17 protein-coding genes are annotated in these 18,230 nt (G+C 48.9%); 13 read left to right on the top strand and 4 right to left on the bottom strand.

Features of this window, described 5'->3' with window-relative positions; translation table 11 throughout:
* Window positions 1-137: 137 nt before the first annotated feature.
* Window positions 138-1,058: a bifunctional methionine sulfoxide reductase B/A protein gene (locus tag J3L11_RS00190; RefSeq protein ID WP_207569790.1), complete on the top strand. Its 921-nt coding sequence runs from the start codon at window positions 138-140 to the stop codon at window positions 1,056-1,058.
* 214 nt (window positions 1,059-1,272) lie between these two features.
* Here J3L11_RS00190 and rne read toward each other — a convergent pair whose 3' ends face one another.
* Window positions 1,273-4,674, bottom strand: coding sequence for a ribonuclease E (gene rne / locus J3L11_RS00195; protein WP_207569646.1), 3,402 nt, complete (start codon window positions 4,672-4,674; stop codon window positions 1,273-1,275).
* Window positions 4,675-5,259: 585 nt separating this feature from the next.
* Here rne and rluC point away from each other — a divergent pair.
* Together rluC and J3L11_RS00205 are read left to right on the top strand one after the other, a co-directional pair.
* Window positions 5,260-6,222 carry a 23S rRNA pseudouridine(955/2504/2580) synthase RluC gene (gene rluC, locus J3L11_RS00200; protein ID WP_207569647.1) on the top strand — a complete coding sequence of 321 codons (963 nt, stop codon included), beginning with the start codon at window positions 5,260-5,262 and terminating at the stop codon, window positions 6,220-6,222.
* Window positions 6,223-6,258: 36 nt separating this feature from the next.
* On the top strand, window positions 6,259-6,909 hold the full coding sequence (locus J3L11_RS00205) for an HAD-IA family hydrolase (RefSeq protein WP_207569648.1): 651 nt from the start codon (window positions 6,259-6,261) through the stop codon (window positions 6,907-6,909).
* 4 nt (window positions 6,910-6,913) lie between these two features.
* On the opposite strand, the gene J3L11_RS00210 is transcribed toward J3L11_RS00205, so the two are convergent.
* Window positions 6,914-7,522: a Maf family protein gene (locus J3L11_RS00210; protein WP_347566485.1), complete on the bottom strand. Its 609-nt coding sequence runs from the start codon at window positions 7,520-7,522 to the stop codon at window positions 6,914-6,916.
* A gap of 283 nt (window positions 7,523-7,805) precedes the next feature.
* On the opposite strand from J3L11_RS00210, the gene yceD reads away from it, so the two are divergent.
* From yceD to J3L11_RS00260, 10 genes are all read left to right on the top strand, one after another.
* Complete coding sequence (gene yceD, locus J3L11_RS00215) at window positions 7,806-8,330, top strand: 23S rRNA accumulation protein YceD (protein ID WP_189615604.1); 525 nt, start codon at window positions 7,806-7,808, stop codon at window positions 8,328-8,330.
* Between the two features lie 16 nt (window positions 8,331-8,346).
* Window positions 8,347-8,517: a 50S ribosomal protein L32 gene (gene rpmF / locus J3L11_RS00220; RefSeq protein ID WP_189615602.1), complete on the top strand. Its 171-nt coding sequence runs from the start codon at window positions 8,347-8,349 to the stop codon at window positions 8,515-8,517.
* 15 nt (window positions 8,518-8,532) lie between these two features.
* Entirely contained in the window at window positions 8,533-9,561 is a 1,029-nt protein-coding gene (gene plsX / locus J3L11_RS00225) for a phosphate acyltransferase PlsX (protein WP_189615600.1), read from the top strand.
* An 8-nt stretch (window positions 9,562-9,569) separates the two neighbouring features.
* Window positions 9,570-10,529, top strand: a complete 960-nt coding sequence (locus J3L11_RS00230) for a beta-ketoacyl-ACP synthase III (protein WP_189615598.1) — start codon at window positions 9,570-9,572, stop codon at window positions 10,527-10,529.
* 92 nt (window positions 10,530-10,621) lie between these two features.
* Window positions 10,622-11,548: an ACP S-malonyltransferase gene (gene fabD, locus J3L11_RS00235; protein WP_207569649.1), complete on the top strand. Its 927-nt coding sequence runs from the start codon at window positions 10,622-10,624 to the stop codon at window positions 11,546-11,548.
* Between the two features lie 10 nt (window positions 11,549-11,558).
* Complete coding sequence (fabG, locus tag J3L11_RS00240; RefSeq protein ID WP_189615594.1) at window positions 11,559-12,305, top strand: 3-oxoacyl-ACP reductase FabG; 747 nt, start codon at window positions 11,559-11,561, stop codon at window positions 12,303-12,305.
* A gap of 161 nt (window positions 12,306-12,466) precedes the next feature.
* On the top strand, window positions 12,467-12,700 hold the full coding sequence (acpP, locus tag J3L11_RS00245; protein WP_006081231.1) for an acyl carrier protein: 234 nt from the start codon (window positions 12,467-12,469) through the stop codon (window positions 12,698-12,700).
* A 167-nt stretch (window positions 12,701-12,867) separates the two neighbouring features.
* On the top strand, window positions 12,868-14,106 hold the full coding sequence (fabF, locus tag J3L11_RS00250) for a beta-ketoacyl-ACP synthase II (protein ID WP_133037540.1): 1,239 nt from the start codon (window positions 12,868-12,870) through the stop codon (window positions 14,104-14,106).
* 176 nt (window positions 14,107-14,282) lie between these two features.
* On the top strand, window positions 14,283-14,762 hold the full coding sequence (locus J3L11_RS00255) for an acyl-CoA thioesterase (RefSeq protein WP_133037539.1): 480 nt from the start codon (window positions 14,283-14,285) through the stop codon (window positions 14,760-14,762).
* A 133-nt stretch (window positions 14,763-14,895) separates the two neighbouring features.
* Window positions 14,896-15,774: an NAD(P)-dependent oxidoreductase gene (locus tag J3L11_RS00260; RefSeq protein WP_207569650.1), complete on the top strand. Its 879-nt coding sequence runs from the start codon at window positions 14,896-14,898 to the stop codon at window positions 15,772-15,774.
* A 59-nt stretch (window positions 15,775-15,833) separates the two neighbouring features.
* Here J3L11_RS00260 and cdd read toward each other — a convergent pair whose 3' ends face one another.
* Window positions 15,834-16,724, bottom strand: coding sequence for a cytidine deaminase (gene cdd / locus J3L11_RS00265; protein ID WP_189615592.1), 891 nt, complete (start codon window positions 16,722-16,724; stop codon window positions 15,834-15,836).
* A 39-nt stretch (window positions 16,725-16,763) separates the two neighbouring features.
* Complete coding sequence (sbcB, locus tag J3L11_RS00270; RefSeq protein WP_207569651.1) at window positions 16,764-18,176, bottom strand: exodeoxyribonuclease I; 1,413 nt, start codon at window positions 18,174-18,176, stop codon at window positions 16,764-16,766.
* Window positions 18,177-18,230 lie beyond the last annotated feature (54 nt).

Raw genomic sequence — 18,230 nt, forward strand, 5'->3', positions numbered from 1 at the left:
GTCGCAAGTCTACCTTGATGTTGTAACAGCGGCAACGTAAAGTGATCACGATCACAAGTGTAACGCCGTCACTTAGGCGGCAGCAGTGCGGTATTGAGAATAGCGCTGATCAATGCAGGAGTAATCCCATGAAAACCATGCCACCACTAGATGACTTGGAACGTTATGTCATTGAAGGGAAGGGCACCGAGCGACCCTTTAGCGGCAAGTACTATCGCCATACGGCGAACGGGCGTTATTTGTGCCGTAAGTGTGGGGCACCTTTGTATCTCTCTGAACACAAGTTTGAGGCACACTGTGGCTGGCCAGCTTTTGATGACGAAATTCCAGGGGCGGTCACCAGAAAAACGGATGCCGATGGCCAACGCACCGAAATCCTGTGCGCTCACTGTGGCGGTCATCTTGGTCATGTGTTTACCGGTGAATATCTGACGCCGAAAAATCTGCGACACTGCGTCAATTCGGTATCGATGGTGTTTGAAGCTGCAGACGCTGCTGAGGCGGCAGAGTCTTCCACTGCATTGGCAACCTTTGGCGGTGGTTGCTTCTGGTGCACAGAAGCGGTATTCAAATCGTTGCACGGTGTTTTGCAAGTGACTCCTGGTTATGCCGGAGGCGAGCAGAGTACCGCCCATTATCGCCAAGTGTGTAGCGGAGATACCGGTCATGCTGAAGTGGTGCAACTGGTATTTGATCCCACACAGATCAGCTATGAGCAATTACTGGAAGTATTTTTTGCCGCCCATGATCCGACCACGCTGAATCGTCAAGGTAACGATGTGGGCACGCAGTACCGCTCGGTGATTTTTGCCCATGATGCGCAGCAGCTTGCGATTGCAGATGCCTATATTAAAGTGTTGGCGCAAAGCGGTGAATATCGCGCGGGTATTGTAACTGAACTCAGTGCCTATCAAGGGTTTTTCCCGGCAGAAGCCGAACACCTTGACTATTATGCCGGTCATCAGCAACAACCTTACTGCTCGTTGGTGATTGGCCCCAAACTGGCGAAACTTCGTCACTATTTTGCTGATTGGCAAAACAAGGATGAGCAAAAATAGCCGGACCGTTGGTTTCTAAGCGGGGATGATTATTCCCAGTTTTGCATGATGGTTGGTTGTTGTTGGCAGGTATCTGGCCCAACGTGTGTTGGCGTTTCTTCAACTGGTTAAAAATAAGCGGTAATGGCTGACAGAGAAGCGGTAACGGAAACTATGCGGTACATCCAAAAGAAAAGCCATGCACTAAGGCATGGCTTTTACTCAGTTTCGAGAATTACTCAGGCTTTGCCATATCCGACGTCGCAGCATTGCCTGCATTGTGCTTAGGTGTTACTGGCATATCTTCGGCTTGATATTCGTGGCCGTGAGGTACCTCCACCTTAGCTCTGACTTCAACCTGCGGTTTGGACATGCTGGCTCCCACCATCGCGCTGAAGCGACTCACTGTCGCCACAGGCTCTGTTATCTGAGCCGGAGTTGCTAGCTGTGCCTCCTCTGCGGCTGCTGGCATCGCAACTTTTACGGATTTAGGCGCCGCAGCACTTGGTTTTGCCATTGGGGCTGATGCCGCACTGCTGGCGTGAACCACAGCGGCAGCCTCAGCAAGCTGAGTCTCTTCAACTGTGACAGTGTCTTCCGCCTCTGCCGAGCTGTCCGTTACCGTTGTTACCGTTGGTGTTTCCACGGTGACTGCCACTTCTTCAACTTTCGCCTCTGCAGTGACATCACTCTTGGGCTCGGCCTGTGGTGTCGTTGTTGGGGGCGTTGCTTCTTTTTGAACTTCTGGCGACTCAGTCTTAGCAACTACTGCGGGTGTTTCGACAACTTCAGCAGGGGCTGCAGATGCAGTATTTTCAGGTTCGGCAACGTTGCTCACCGTTGTTTCTGTGCCTGCGACTGGCGAGTCTTGCGCCGCAGAAACCTGCGGTTGTACATCATCAGCTACCGGGGCGGGCTCCGCTTCAACCTTGCGGGTAGCACCCTCATCGGCAGCTGTGACTTCCGCTATCGTTGACGCCGTTTGCTCGCTACCCAGTTCCAACGCAATCTGTTGTTGTACAGGTGCAGTTGCGGCGGCAGACTCTTCGGCTTCAGCGTTTACTGTAGTTTCGGTATTTGCGGTGTCTTTCTGCTCATCACGACGGCGGCGCTGTCCGGCAGCTCGCAAGTGACGCGGACTGCGACGATTGCGGCGCTGACCTTCACGCTTGCTATTATTGTCTTGAGCGTCAGTATCACTAGCACCTTCGGTTTCGGTAACAGTCATGTCAGCGTCAGCTTCCGGCGTAGCGACTTGCACTTCAGCAACTTCTGCTACTTCGGATTCTACGATTACTGAATCAGCGGTTTCTATAACAACAGGCTGTGCTGTTTCAGTACGGTTTGCTGTCTTATCTACTTCAACACTATCTACAAGTTCATTAGTGACAGCTTTTGCTTCGGGCTTGCGGCTGCGACGTGCGGGTTTTTCTTCAACCGCAGCGCTTGCTTGAGCGGTGTTTGCTACCACTTCAGCATCTGGCTGTGCAATTGCAACGTCTTCCGTTGGTTGTTTCTCAATACGCACTTTGCGGCGCAGATCCCGGCGCTGACGCCGCTCACGAACAACTTCTTGGATCGGCTCTTCGACGATGTCTGCTTTAGCCGATTTGTTGCGAGTATTATCTTCTTTGTCCTTGGTTTCTTTGGCTTTACCTGCATCAACTTTGTCGGTGTTGCGGCTGTTTTTTGCCGGACGTTTGCGTGCTGGTTTATCGGCTGTTTTATTATCTTCCACCACTGCCGAGGTAACCGCGCTGACTTCTTCCGTCTCTTTGTCTTTAATCTGTGCAGGTCGGCGACGGCGATTGTTACGGTCATTGCGATCATTGCCACGAGATTGACGACGTTTATTGTCACCATCAGGTCGTTTTTCGCTGGTCGTTTTTTCACTTGTTTGACGGGGTTCTGCTTCAGAGGATGCAAACATGGCCGCCAGTGTTTTGAATAAACGGCTCAGTAAACCAGGTTTGACTTGTTCCACTGTCGTTTTGCTAGCTTTAACCGGTGCTGCTTTAGGCGCTGGGGTTGTTACCACCGGGGCGGCAGGTGTCGCAAAACCACTAAGGACGGGTTGTGGGGTTGCGGCTCGTTCCAGCTTGCGTGGTTCATATAACTGAGACTGCGGCGTTTCAACGCGTTTATAGCTGGCCTCATCAATTTCATCATCGTCACGATGACGTACCACCCGGTAATCTGGTGTGGTCATGTTAGGATCTGGGATGATATAGACTTCAACATCGTGACGTTCTTCTGTGATACGAATAGCTTTACGCTTTTCGTTCAGTAAGAAGGCGGCTACATCGACCGGCACAATGGCTTCAATTTGAGTGGTGTTGTCCTTAATCGCTTCTTCTTCAATCAGGCGCAGAATGGACAATGCCAATGACTCGGTGCCGCGGATAGTGCCCTGTCCATGACAACGAGGACAGATATGGGCCGCAGATTCTTCCAATGATGGACGCAGACGCTGGCGGGACATTTCCATCAGGCCAAAACGACTGATGCGCCCCAACTGAATGCGTGCACGATCATGCTGTACGGCGTCACGTAGGCGATTTTCTACTTCGCGCTGATGGCGTACCGGTGTCATATCGATAAAGTCGATAACGATCAGGCCACCTAGGTCACGCAACCGTAATTGCCGGGCAATCTCATCGGCCGCTTCTAGGTTGGTGTTCAGTGCCGTTTCTTCAATATCTCCCCCTTTGGTAGCGCGGGCAGAGTTGATATCGATAGAGGTTAAGGCTTCAGTTGGGTCGATAACGATAGACCCGCCGGAGGGCAGTCGCACTTCACGTTGGAAGGCGGATTCAATCTGTGACTCAATCTGGTAGTGAGTGAACAGCGGCACTTCTGCTTTGTAGAGTTTGACTCGTTCAACAAAGTCGGGACGTACCAGTGCGACATGCTCTTTCGCACGTTCAAACACTTTAGGATGATCAATCAGAATTTCACCGACTTCGCGCCGCAGATAATCACGGATAGCGCGTACAATGACGTTACTTTCCTGGTGAATAAGAAACGGTGCTGGGCGACTGGCAGCGGCATCTTGAATGGCGGCCCAGTGCTGCAACAGGATTTTTAAATCCCACTGCAACTCTGCCGCGGCTTTGCCAACACCCGCCGTACGAATAATAAGGCCCATGCCATTGGGGACTTCCAGTTCTGACATGGCTTCTTTCAGTTCGGTGCGCTCATCACCTTCTATGCGACGAGAGATACCGCCAGCACGAGGATTGTTGGGCATCAATACCAGATAAGAACCGGCCAAGCTGATAAAGGTCGTAAGCGCGGCACCTTTGTTGCCACGTTCTTCTTTATCAATTTGAACAATCACTTCTTGGCCTTCACTGACCACTTCTTTAATGCTAGGGCGGCCCTGGAATGAATAACCTTTGGGGAAATATTCGCGGGCAATCTCTTTCAATGGCAGAAAGCCATGACGCTCAGCACCGTAATCGACAAATGCGGCTTCGAGAGAGGGTTCTACGCGGGTAATTTTGCCTTTGTAAATATTGGCTTTTTTCTGTTCGTGACCGGGGCTTTCAATATCCAGATCGTACAACTGCTGCCCATCTACGAGGGCAACACGCAACTCTTCAGATTGAGTTGCATTAATTAGCATCCTTTTCATGATGACGTCATTCTTCTCAATGGGTCATCAAACATCTCAGTGTCGCTGCATTACGGGCCTCGGGTATTATTACTAGTGCCTCACGGCAGCGTCCCAGGCGAAGGTGCGCATTAGCTGTTAGACGCAGTCACTGCGTGTCGCATCCTATTTATGGCTTATTTTTCAATGATTACAAAAACAAGGAATTCGTTGTAAAACATCAACCAACCCCATAAATTCTTTACATTCTGTCCAGTAATGCCAATTTCGCACGTAGTCGTTTGATAACTGGTTAATAATAAAATTCTTTTAAATGGCCTGGTTTTTGTGTGAAGAGAACCCAAAATACTTGTTCTTTGTTGGTTTGACTGTAAAAGCGCCATTTATCTTATAAGCTTTTAACAACAGCCTGCAAATCAATGAGATGCTACCAAAATTTGTAAGGTTAACTTCTATCTGACCAGAAAGTGAACAGTGGAATTACTAACTTCTAGGCTAGGCTAAGCCAATGTTCGCTGCTGAAATATAGCCGAAATGAAAAATTAGAGCAATCAAATAGCGGTACATCATGTACAATGAGACGCTTTCTTTTTTCGCGCATGAGTTATGAATAACCAAGAATCTACCGCCAGACAGGTACAATTGCTGACTATTGATGAAGACAATGTCGGTCAGCGCATTGATAATTTTCTGCTGTCAAAATTAAAAGGTGTGCCCAAAAGTATGATTTACCGCATCGTTCGCAAAGGCGAAGTGCGGGTCAATAAAAAACGTATCAAGCCGGAATTCAAATTAGCGATTGGCGATGAAGTGCGCATTCCGCCAGTTAGAGTCAGCGAAGATAACCCGCGCCAGGCACCCTCTGCGAATTTGCATCGGGTATCGCAATTAGAACCCAGAATTCTGTATGAAGATAAGCATATTCTGGTGCTGAATAAACCTGCTGGGATTGCCGTGCATGGCGGTAGTGGAGTCGACTACGGTGTGATTGAAGCCTTGCGCGCTTTACGTCCGCAACAGAAGTTTCTGGAGTTGGTACACCGGATAGATAAAGAAACCTCAGGTGTGTTATTGGTGGCTAAAAAGCGCAGCGCCTTAAGGCATCTGCATGATCAGTTACGCAATAAGCAGATGCAGAAGGACTATCTGGCATTAGTTCGTGGTGAGTGGCAAAGCCATGACCGAGTAATAAAAGCACCTTTGTTGAAAATTACGCTACCCTCCGGCGAACGTATCGTACGGGTGAATAGTGAAGGCAAACCGTCGGAAACCCATTTTCGTATCATGCAGCGTTACGAGGGGGCAACGCTCATTAAAGCCAGTCCTGTCACCGGCCGTACCCATCAGATCCGCGTTCATTGTCAGTATGTTGGGCACCCGATTGCTTGTGATGAAAAATACAGCGAGCAGAAATTTGATGACAGTATGCGAGCTCTGGGGCTGAGTCGCCTGTTTCTACATGCGGCACAACTGCGTTTCATTCATCCAGAAACCGACGTGGTAACCGAAGTCCAGGCGCCTCTGGACGATGAATTGCAACAGCTGCTGAATAAACTCTCGCGGGTGTAGCCAGTGGTGCGTTTTAGCGATTTTTGAGCGGTATTGATGAAACATTACGATCTGATTATTTTTGACTGGGACGGCACCTTGATGGATTCCATCGGCCGTATTCTTACATGCCTGCGCAACGTGGCTCGTGATATGGGGTTTATCGAGCCGCCAGAAGCCGCGCAGCGGGACATTATCGGCATGTCACTGGCGCAAGCGATGCAGACGCTATTTCCTGGGAGACCTTCCCAGGAATATCCGTTAATGCAGCAGAGTTACCGAGATAATTACCAGCGCCAAGCGCATGTTGCCACGCCGCTTTATCACGGTATCACGGAACTATTAACGCAGTTACAACAGCAGCAATACCAATTGGCGGTTGCCACCGGTAAATCACGTCCAGGACTGGATCGTTCTTTGCAACAGACAGGATTGGATCAGTTTTTTCACCTCAGCCGCTGTGCCGATGAAGCCCACAGCAAGCCGCATCCTGATATGTTGCAGCAACTGCTGGCCCATACCGGAGTGCCAGCATCACGGGCGTTGATGGTGGGCGATTCTATATTGGATCTGCAGATGGCAAATGCTGCAGGTGTGGCTGCGGTTGGTGTTAGTTACGGCGCCCATAGTTGCGAAAAATTGCAGTTACAAAATCCCAAAGCCATTATCAGTGAGCCATTAGCACTGTTATCGGTGTTAACCGCCTGAGCGGCTAGCCGAGTACATCTATACCTTTATTGGCTAGCAGCCGAGTGAGGGCAATCAAGGGCAAGCCAATTAAACTATTGGGATCGTCCCCCTGTAAGCGTTCAAACAAGGCTATCCCTAGGCCTTCACACATAAAACTGCCCGCGCAAGATAGGGGTTGTTCGCGCTTAACATAGTTGGCAATTTGCTGTGTCGTCAATTGGCGAAAGTGTACGGTAAAGGGTTCGAGTATCACTTCGGCATCGCCTGTTCGATCATCATATAGCGCCAGCCCAGTATAAAAGGTGATAGCTTTGCCTGATGCCTGTGCCAATTGCTCGCAGGCTTTCGCCTCTGTATGTGGTTTGCCGATAATTTTCCCGTCAATGACGGCGACCTGATCAGAACCTATACAGAGCGCCCCTGGGTGCAGTTTGCCACCGGCAGTTGCTTTAGCCAGCGCGAGACGTTGCACCAGCATTGGCGCAGATTCTTCTGCTAATGGCGTTTCATCGACTAATGGTGCACAGCTAATGAATTCCAGTCCCAGTTTTTGTAACAGCGTCTTACGAAAACTAGAGGTAGACGCTAACACCAATGGTCTTGCGGGAGATATTACGCTAGTGGTTGACACATTTTCTCCAGTCGTTAGTTATATTGTGTTGGTACTTAATACGTCGGCGGTATTGTCGGTATTTCTGTGCGAGCTTAGCAAGTAAAGATTTAGCGGTTTCTTACCTTGTTTGCTTCTATTTTATGCGTGTGCTGCTTGTACAGCTGCGGCTGCTTGAGTAAAATTTGCCTCCGTCAATTTCGAGTATGCGGAAGCCAAGCCCCGTTAGCGTGTATTTTATTCGCGTTAACACTATATTTTCTTTGACTCCGTAGGCTCCAAACTATAAGATGCGCGCCTGCTTATGCAAACAGTAAAAATACCGGTTTCAATTGATCCTATTCGCGCTGCCAGCAGTCGTCTGAGTTATCAGGGGATTGTTTCTGGGAAAGTGTTAAAAAGATTAAACGAATTATGTGCCGGCGACTGTTCCGATGTGGCAGTGTCGCTTGAGTGTGGTGTAGATTTACAGGGGATAGTCTACCTGAAAGGGAAGGCTGTGACGGAGCTCACTCTGTTATGTCAACGTTGCATGACGCTGTTTACCACGGAGGTTACGGTCGAATTTTGCTTTAGTCCGTGTCGGACACAGGCAGAAGTCGATGAGCTCCCGGAAACGTACGATCCTATTGAGTGTGATGAAATTGGCGAAGTTCGTCTTCATTCACTGATTGAAGATGAGTTAATCCTGGCTGTGCCATTGGTACCGTCCCATGATGTGGCAACATGTCATGCGGGTTCCAACGATATGGCCGTTGGCGAGATTGCAGACGCTCAACAAGAACGTCCGAATCCATTTGCAGTGTTAGAAAAACTGAAGAGCAAGTAATCCAGGAGACAGATCAATGGCTGTTCAACAGAATAAAAAATCCCGTTCAAAACGTGGTATGCGTCGTTCACATGACGCTCTGAGCACTGCTCAGCTGGCAGTAGATGCAACCACTGGCGAAGTTCATCTTCGTCATAATGTCACTGCTGACGGTTTTTACCGTGGCAAAAAGGTAATCAACAAATAATTTGTTGATTGTCCTATGACAGATCTGACGCTTGCGTTGGATGCGATGGGTGGCGATCATGGCCCCCGTATCACGGTGCCTGCAGCTGTGCAGGCACTTAGAATATATCCACATCTCAAGTTGATTCTGGTTGGCGATGAAAACCAGATAACCCCCTTGTTGTCTCAAGTCGAGACAAGCATCACATCAAGAATTGATATTCGCCATGCACCAGAAGAAGTGGAAATGGGGGATAAGCCAGCGTTTGCTTTGCGTTGTCGTAAGCAAAGTTCGATGCGCTATGCGCTTGACTTAGTTAAAGAGCATCAAGCGGATGCCTGTGTCAGCGCTGGTAATACTGGGGCATTGATGGCCATGGCAAAAGTGGTGCTAAAAACCTTGCCTGGAATCGATCGTCCCGCGTTAGTTAGTTGTTTACCGACCATTAATCATCAGCCCGTTTATCTGCTTGATCTGGGTGCCAATGTTTCCTGTGATGCCGAAACCTTGTTTCAGTTTGCGGTAATGGGGTCTGTATTGTGTGAGGCTGTGACCAAAAAGCAGCATCCCTCTGTTGCCTTGCTCAATGTGGGCAGTGAAGAAATAAAAGGTAATGGTCAGGTACAACAGACAGCGCAATTGCTGACGCATACACCACAAATCAATTACCAAGGTTTTATTGAAGGTAATGAAATCTACTGTGGCAATGTTGATGTCATTGTTTGTGATGGTTTCGTGGGAAATATCACCCTAAAAACGTCAGAAGGTATTGCCCGTTTGCTATTGCATCAACTGAGGCAGGGGTTGACTCAAGGGTTTTTCGTTCGACTGCTGGCCAAAATGTTGGCACCAAGTATCCAATCGGTGCTACGCCAAATGAACCCCGACCACTATAATGGTGCAAGTCTGATAGGATTACGCGGAATAGTGGTTAAGAGTCATGGCAATGCGGATGAAACAGCCTTTCTTCAAGCGATTTGCCTGGCAGTAACCGAAGCTACGCGTCGACTCCCTGAGATGATTGAACAACGTCTCGAGTCGATACTTTTAGACATCAATAGCTGATTTCTCCTATGCATACAAAAATTCTTGGGACTGGCAGTTATCTGCCGGCGCAGGTGCGTAGCAATCAAGATCTGGAAAAAATGGTGGAAACCAGTGACCAGTGGATTGTTGAACGCACAGGTATTTCTGAGCGCCGTATAGCTGCCGGTGACGAAACCGTGGCGACCATGGGCTATAACGCTGCGGTCATGGCCATTGACATGGCTGGTATTGACGCCAGTGAAATCGATTTGATTATTTGTGGCACTACCAGTGCCTCTAATGCTTTTCCTGCTGCCGCCTGTGAAATTCAGGCCATGCTGGGTATAGCGCCGGTGCCGGCTTTTGACGTTGCCGCTGCTTGCTCTGGTTTTATCTACGCTTTATCGATTGCTGATCAATTCATCAAAGCCGGTACTGCACGCAAAGTGTTGGTCATTGGCTCAGACGTGCTATCACGCTTATGCCAACCGGAAGATCGTAGTACGATTATCCTGTTTGGTGATGGCGCTGGAGCAGTGGTGGTTGGTGCCAGCGAGCAACCGGGGGTGATTGCTACGCATTTGTTTGCTGATGGTAGTCAGGGCGATTTGCTTAAATGCTCATTTCCTCCTCGTGCCGGTGAATCGTCGGAAGCTGTTGGCTTTATGACCATGAAAGGCAACGATGTATTTAAAGTGGCTGTGACTCAGTTATCGCATGTCGTGACCGAGACCTTACGTCTTAACAACGTCGATAAATCAGAAATTGACTGGTTAGTGCCGCATCAGGCTAACCTGCGCATCATTACCGCTACTGCCCGTAAGTTAGATATGGCGATGGATAAAGTAGTGATAACCCTTAACAAACACGGCAATACTTCTGCAGCTTCGGTGCCTATAGCCTTGGATGAGGCGGTGCGGGATGGCCGTATTCAACCTGGTCAGTTGTTGCTGTTGGAAGCCTTCGGTGCCGGTTTCGCATGGGGCAGTGCGCTGATCCGTTTTTAGTTGCAGGTATCAATACCGCAATAGGGCAATCTGCTTACATTGGCGGTTGCCATCTATAATCAACCTGTTTTCAATTCAAAAGGTCAATAAATATGAACAGCGTTGCCTTTGTTTTCCCCGGTCAAGGTTCTCAAACCGTGGGAATGCTGGCCGATTTGCCAGAGCAATACCCAGTAGTGGCAGACACCTTTGCCGAAGCCAGCGAAGTGCTGGGTTATGATTTATGGCAGCTGGTACAGCAAGGTCCAGCTGAAACACTGAACGAGACTGATAAAACTCAGCCAGCACTGCTGACCGCTTCCGTGGCGTTGTATCGTGTCTATCTGGCGAGTGGTAAAGCGCTGCCACAAGTGATGGCGGGCCACAGTCTTGGTGAATATTCTGCACTGGTTTGTGCTGGTGTCATCCCGTTTCAGGATGCGGTAAAACTGGTAGAGTTACGCGGCCAATTAATGCAACAGGCGGTGCCTGCCGGAACTGGTGCCATGTATGCCATCATTGGTTTAGCTAATGACTCCATCGCCAGTATTTGTGCTGATTGTGCACAAGGTGCCGTGGTCAGTCCGGTCAACTTTAATAGCCCTGGTCAAGTGGTGATTGCAGGTGAAAAGGCAGCTGTTGAACGTGCCGCCGCCGCTTGTAAAGAAGCAGGGGCTAAAATGGCAGTTGCTTTGCCCGTGAGTGTGCCGTCTCATTGTGCACTAATGAAACCTGCGGCCGAGAAACTCGCTGACGCACTAGCCAACGTGACCTTTTCGCTACCCACCGTTAAGGTCATCAATAACGTTGATGTGGCTTGTCCACACGATGCCAGTGCCATCAAAGATGCCTTGGTTCGCCAATTGTATAATCCGGTACGCTGGACTGAAACGGTTGAGAAAATGGCGGCTGACGGTATTTCTGAACTGGTGGAAATGGGACCGGGAAAAGTGTTGACGGGTCTTACCAAGCGTATCAATAAGTCATTGGCAGCGCAGGCGGTTAATACTGCAGCGTCAATTGCCGCCCTGACGGAATAAGGAGTCGTTCATGAGTATTGCCATTGATTTATCTGGAAAAGTCGCATTGGTTACCGGTGCTAGTCGCGGTATCGGCAAGGCGATAGCCACAACATTGGCGCAAGCTGGTGCCACTGTCATCGGCACTGCCACCAGTGAGGGTGGCGCGGCAGCTATTAGTGCTTATCTTGGCGATAGTGGCTTTGGATTAGTGCTGAATGTCACAGATCCGCAATCTATTGAAGATTTATTTGCATCGATCAAAGAAAAAGTGGGTGATATTGATATTCTGGTGAACAACGCCGGTATCACTCGCGACAACTTGTTGATGCGGATGAAAGATGAAGAGTGGCAGTCTATTATTGATACCAACCTGACATCACTTTTCCGGTTATCTAAGCCTGTTTTGCGGGCAATGATGAAAAAACGCCATGGGCGCATTATCAGTATTGGTTCTGTGGTTGGGACAATGGGTAACGCTGGTCAGGTAAATTATGCTGCAGCGAAAGCCGGTTTGATCGGGTTTACCAAATCTCTTGCGAAAGAGGTTGCGTCCCGTCAAATTACCGTTAATGCTATTGCTCCTGGTTTTATCCAGACTGACATGACGGATGAACTGACAGAAGAACAGCAAAAAGCCATCATGTCCCAAGTTCCGATGGAGCGTTTGGGGCAGGCCCAAGAAATTGCCAATGCCGTATTATTCTTGGCCTCTGATGCTGCTGCTTACATTACTGGGGAAACCTTGCATGTAAATGGCGGGATGTATATGGTTTAATGGCGATTGCAAGGAACTGTCGCAAATTGGGTGGTGATCTGCAGTAATTGGGGCCTTAAATCGTGGTTAGACCACGAAAACGGGGCTTGCAATGTTGGTCAAATCTAATAAACTACTCGCAATCTTACGCAAGTGCGTAATTTGAATAGGAAAGAAAACTAATGAGCAACATCGAAGAACGTGTAAAGAAAATCATTGTAGAGCAACTGGGCGTTAAAGAAGAAGACGTTAAGCCAGCAGCTTCTTTTGTTGACGATCTCGGTGCAGATTCTCTGGACACCGTCGAATTGGTTATGGCTCTGGAAGAAGAGTTTGATACCGAAATTCCTGATGAGGAAGCTGAGAAAATCACCACTGTTCAGGCAGCGATTGATTACGTTTCCAAGAATCAGTAATACTGAATTCCTGAAAACAGGCGGCTAATATGCCGCCTGTTTTTGTTTATAGCTTTATCCCGTGAACTTGTCCTATGACAAAACAGGGCTTTTTCTGTAAAACCCGGTTCTAAGGGGTAAAATTACACCTCTTTCTCCAATTCGTTCACTAAAGAAAGGTGACTACCGTGACAAAACGTCGAGTCGTCATTACCGGCCTAGGGCTGGTTACACCTGTGGGTAATACTGTAGAAAGCAGTTGGCAGGCATTGCTGGCCGGAAAAAGCGGCATCGCCCCCATCACCAAGTTCGATGCAAGCGCATTTGCAACCCGCATCAGTGGTTCTGTCAAAGATTTTGATGTCGAACAGTATGTCTCCAAAAAAGACGCCCGTAAGATGGATCTGTTCATACAGTATGGCATGGCTGCCGGTATCCAGGCGGTTGAAGATGCTGGTTTGGATATGGAAAAAGAAGATCCAACCCGTGTCGGCACGGCGATTGGTGCTGGTATGGGCGGGATGTGGCTCATTGAACAGAACCACACTGCCTTGATGGAAGGTGGTCCGCGAAAGATCTCACCATTTTTTGTGCCCAGTACCATCATCAACATGATTGCGGGTCATCTGTCCATCCGATACGGTATGACCGGACCTAATTTTGCCATCACTACGGCCTGTACTACGGGCGTGCACAATATTGGTTTTGCGGCACGTACCATTGCATACGGGGATGCTGATGTGATGGTGGCTGGCGGGGCTGAAGATGTGACGAGTCCTTTGGGAGTCGGTGGTTTTTCGGCAGCTAAAGCACTCTCTACTCGAAATGACGATCCTACAGCGGCTAGTCGTCCTTGGGATAAAGACCGCGATGGCTTTGTCATTGGCGATGGTGCTGGCATTATGGTGCTGGAAGAGTATGAACATGCTAAGGCCCGAGGCGCAAAAATATACGCGGAAATCAATGGTTTTGGTATGAGTGGCGATGCGTTCCACATGACTTCTCCTCCAGCTGATGGTGCAGGGGCGGCGCTGGCAATGGTTAATGCCATTAAAGATGCGGGTGTTGCTCTAGATGTGATCGGCTATATCAATGCTCACGGTACTTCGACGCCTGCGGGTGATAAGGCCGAGGCTGCGGCGGTTAAGTCGGTATTTGGCGCGTCGGCCTACAATGTTATGGTCAGCTCTACCAAGTCAATGACGGGCCATCTGCTCGGTGCCGCGGGTGCAGTAGAAGCGATTTTCACTGCGTTAGCGCTCAAAGATCAAGTTGTGCCACCCACCATCAATCTGGATAACCCAGATGAAGGTTGTGACTTAGACTTTGTACCGCACACAGCGCGCCAAACGAAATTGGAATATGCGTTGTGTAACTCTTTTGGTTTCGGTGGTACCAACGGCTCGTTGCTATTGAAACGAATATGATAAGTTTTGAAAGGAAGCGCCTGAGTGGCGCTTTTTTTATCACATTCTTATTAATTTGATGTTTGCTAATGCAATAAACCAGCTTGTTGGCGCTAACAATTTTCTAAAATGTATTTTTCGAATACACTCAGTTGCAGATGTTAATCGGAAGCTGTGATAGCCGTGAGAGGATCATAATGGCGGGTTTAGATAGAGAGATTACCCTGCGATTTCTGGCAGAGCCAACAGATGTGAATTTTGGTGGAAAGGTGCACGGTGGGGCCGTGATGAAGTGGATTGACCTTGCCGCTTACGCCTGTGCCGCCGGGTGGAGCGGTAAATACTGTATTACGGCTTATGCTGGCGGTATTCGTTTTGTGCGGCCAATTCTGGTGGGTAACATGGTCGAAGTCTGCGCTAAGGTCATTTATACCGGCCGCACCTCGATGCATATTGGTCTGGAAGTCAAAGCCTGTGATCCCAAATTCTGCCAGCGTGAGACCACCACGCATTGTATCGTTATCATGGTTGCTGTCGATGAAGATGGACAGCCGACGCCTGTTCCTGAATGGGTGCCAGTAACACAGCGGGATATTGAATTACGCGACTCTGCGATGAAACTGATGGAGATGCGTAAAAAGATTGGTGCGGAGATGGAAGCGCATATCCACCCCTGAATCTGTGGGCCTGTGCCTTTAACTACTTAGATGACCATGGCACAATGCCAGTCCGTCACTAAAAACTCATGTCGGACAATAACTCTGTTATTGTCCATTTATTGCTTATCATTCATTTAGTTAAGGAAGTCTAATGGCCAAGGTTGCATTTTTAGGTATGGGCGTTATGGGATATCCCATGGCGGGGCATCTGCTCAAGCATGGGCATGAGGTCACTGTTTACAACAGAACAATGACTAAGGCTCAAGCTTGGGTGAGTGAGTATGGCGGACGTTGTTGTGCAACGCCAAAAGCAGCGGCGGAAGGGCAAGATATTGTCTTTACCTGTGTGGGTAATGACGATGATTTACGTCAGGTCGTTGCCGGTGAAGATGGGGCGATTCACGGCATGGCTGCTGGTGCGGTGTTTGTTGATCATACCACTGCATCAGCCGATGTTGCTCGGGAGTTGGCAGCATTGTTGGCGGCAAAAGGTATCGCGTTTCTGGATGCACCGGTTTCCGGTGGGCAGGCTGGTGCAGAGAAAGGTGTGCTGACGGTGATGGTTGGTGGTGATGCTAACGTTTTCGCCGCAGTGAAACCTGTGATGACCGCATACGCTCGCAGTGCAGAGTTGCTCGGCGATACTGGTTCGGGGCAGTTAGCTAAAATGGTAAACCAAATCTGTATCGCTGGAGTCGTTCAAGGTTTGGCAGAGGCGTTGAGTTTTGCCAAGAATGCGGGGCTGGATGGTGAGAAAGTGGTTGAGGTGATCAGTAAAGGCGCTGCTCAAAGTTGGCAAATGGAGAACCGCTACAAAACCATGCTCAAAGGTGAGTATGACTTTGGTTTTGCGGTTGATTGGATGCGTAAAGATCTTGGCATTGCCCTTAATGAGGCTCGTCGCAACGGTTCGACGCTGCCACTGACGGCTCTAGTTGATCAGTTTTACGCAGAAGTGCAGGCCATGGGCGGTAGCCGCTGGGATACTTCTAGCTTGATGGCTCGTTTGCAGAAATGCCAAGATAAATAAATAGTTACTGTAACCTAATTGGGATGACACTGGGCTACATTACTGTAGCCCATTTGTATTTACAGCGGTGATACCACCACGTGCTCTAGTTCAACATTGGCTACCGCATGTAATGCATCCATACTCATATCCACCAAGGACAGCTTGCCTGCCGATGATTCCAGCAACATCGCCCGCTTGATATCGGCAAAATCGCGATTGTGGCGGATCAAATTAGCAAGAGCCATCTGCATTGGCATCATGGAAGGGTTAAATGCGGCATTTTCGGCATAACGACCGCAAAAAGTCACCCCATCGGTCATTTCTAGAACAACCGCACTGTGACTGAGACTGTAGGGCGCATAACTCAAGCTGGCATGATCCAAAGCTTCAATCACCATCGGATCACTACTCTCGAAAGCCAATTCTATTTGTTGTTTGGTCAGTAGGGGGAAGTTGATCCCTAAGTCTTTAGGCCCAAAACCGTAAGGTAAGTAATGCGCCAATGGCGCAGTTTGTTGTTCCGGTAAATGAATGCGAATGCTGGCACCGGCGACCAACTCGTTCATGAACTGGCGACAGTGGCCGCAAGGGCTGGCATTGACCCAAATATCGGTGATTTGGGTTTCACCACTTAACCACGCGTGGCTGATGGCATTCTGCTCGGCATGAACTGAGTGGCATAAAGCTTCCCCTGCCAACTCCAGATTAGCGCCCATGTATACTGCGCCACTCTGGCCTTTAGCAATTGCTCCCACATAAAAGTCACTGATAGGCGCGACTGACATGGCTGCTGCAATGGGAAGCAAAGCATTAAGCAACTGGGATTCATTCAGACCGCTGGCGTGTTGTAGATGGGCTAGCTGCTGCGCATCAAAATGACCAGCAAACGCTTCTCCCAGCATAGGTACCAGCACGCTGCTCAAAGATTGCGGCAAACGGTTTATGCCGCGGATAAATCTGTTTTGCATCCGTCTTTCCTATAGGTGAGCGGATATCGAATCATGCAGCTAAAGTGCCTGCAGGTAAAGTACCAAGGCCTTTAGTAACTGCTGTTTGCTTTCATTTGCAGCAGTTTCTTCCATTAGATTTTCTAGCCTGAGCACATAGTCAGGATCGCTCAGTCGCTGTTTACAAAATTCCCGCCAACGCAAACTCTCCTGATAGTTCAACAGTGCAGGGTAGTTACGTGCCCGATATCGGAATAGCATTTCCGGTAATCTTGCATCGTCGAATTGTAGGTCAAGTGCCGCCAAATTCTGCGGTGCGGTATTGCGAATTATCTCCATCTTATTGCGGTCTGCATCGGAGAAAAATCCGCCACTATATAACATGCGATCGGGGTCGGTGATGGACGCCTCATGTTCAATTTCATATAGCGCCACCAGTTTTTGGCGTAATTCTGATGATTGCCGCAGCTTGCGGAACTGTTCACGGGCAAAGGCTTTATCGATACCCAATGTTGCTGCACGGTCATCGCTGAGGGTTTTGGTGGGCGCAATAAAAGGGCACTTATTTAGGTGGACTAGCTTAACCGGAATGGGCAATTCATCTTCGCTCAGATCTTCTCTGGCAGTGTACATGCGCCGATGAATATCGTTAACCTCAAGCTCCAGCAGTGGACTGATATCCATATTAAGGTTAACGCAGATCACCGCATTTCGGTTGACCGGATGGTAAGTTACCGGCGCTATTAGCGTAGTACAGCCCTGAGTGGCGGGGATTTTGGAGCTGACATGTACGAGTGGCGTCATATTCAGCACATCTAGCTGATCTGCTACCGCAGTTTTTTTTCGTAGACCGAAATAGTAATCAAACAGTCGGGGCTGATGTTCGCGGATTAATCTCGCTAGGGCGATAGTGGCGTACACATCTGACATGGCATCATGGGCTTTTTCGTGTCCCAGACCATTAGCTAGTGTTAGATGCTCCAGTTTGAAACTGGGACTACCATCTTCTCGCTCTGGCCAGTTGATACCCTCAGGCCGCAATGCGTAGCAGGCACGAACTAAGTCAATGATATCCCAACGAGAGTTACCGTTACGCCATTCACGGGCATAGGGATCGATAAAGTTGCGATAAAAGCCATAGCGGGTAACTTCGTCATCAAACCGTAAGGAGTTGTAGCCGGCAACACAAGTATTCGCAACGCTAAAAATATTATTGATGCGTGCCATAAACTCGGTTTCTAACAACCCTTTACTGTTAACAAGTTGCGGCGTTATACCGGTAATAAGAACAGCTTCTGGTGCGGGTAAATAATCTTCGGCCAGACGACAATAAAATGTATCTGGCTCTCCCACTATATTGAGTTCCAGATCGGTTCGGATGCCGGCAAATTGTGCAGGTCTGTCACGAGAGGGATTGGCACCGAACGTTTCATAATCGTGCCAGTAAATTGTGGCTGGTTCGTTATCTTTCATTGCTATTCAAATCCTTTAATTTTATCAACTATCACTATGTATTTATTAATTTTA

It is taken from the genome of Shewanella sp. 4t3-1-2LB, assembly GCF_017368415.1.
Taxonomy (GTDB): Bacteria; Pseudomonadota; Gammaproteobacteria; order Enterobacterales; family Shewanellaceae; genus Shewanella; species Shewanella fodinae.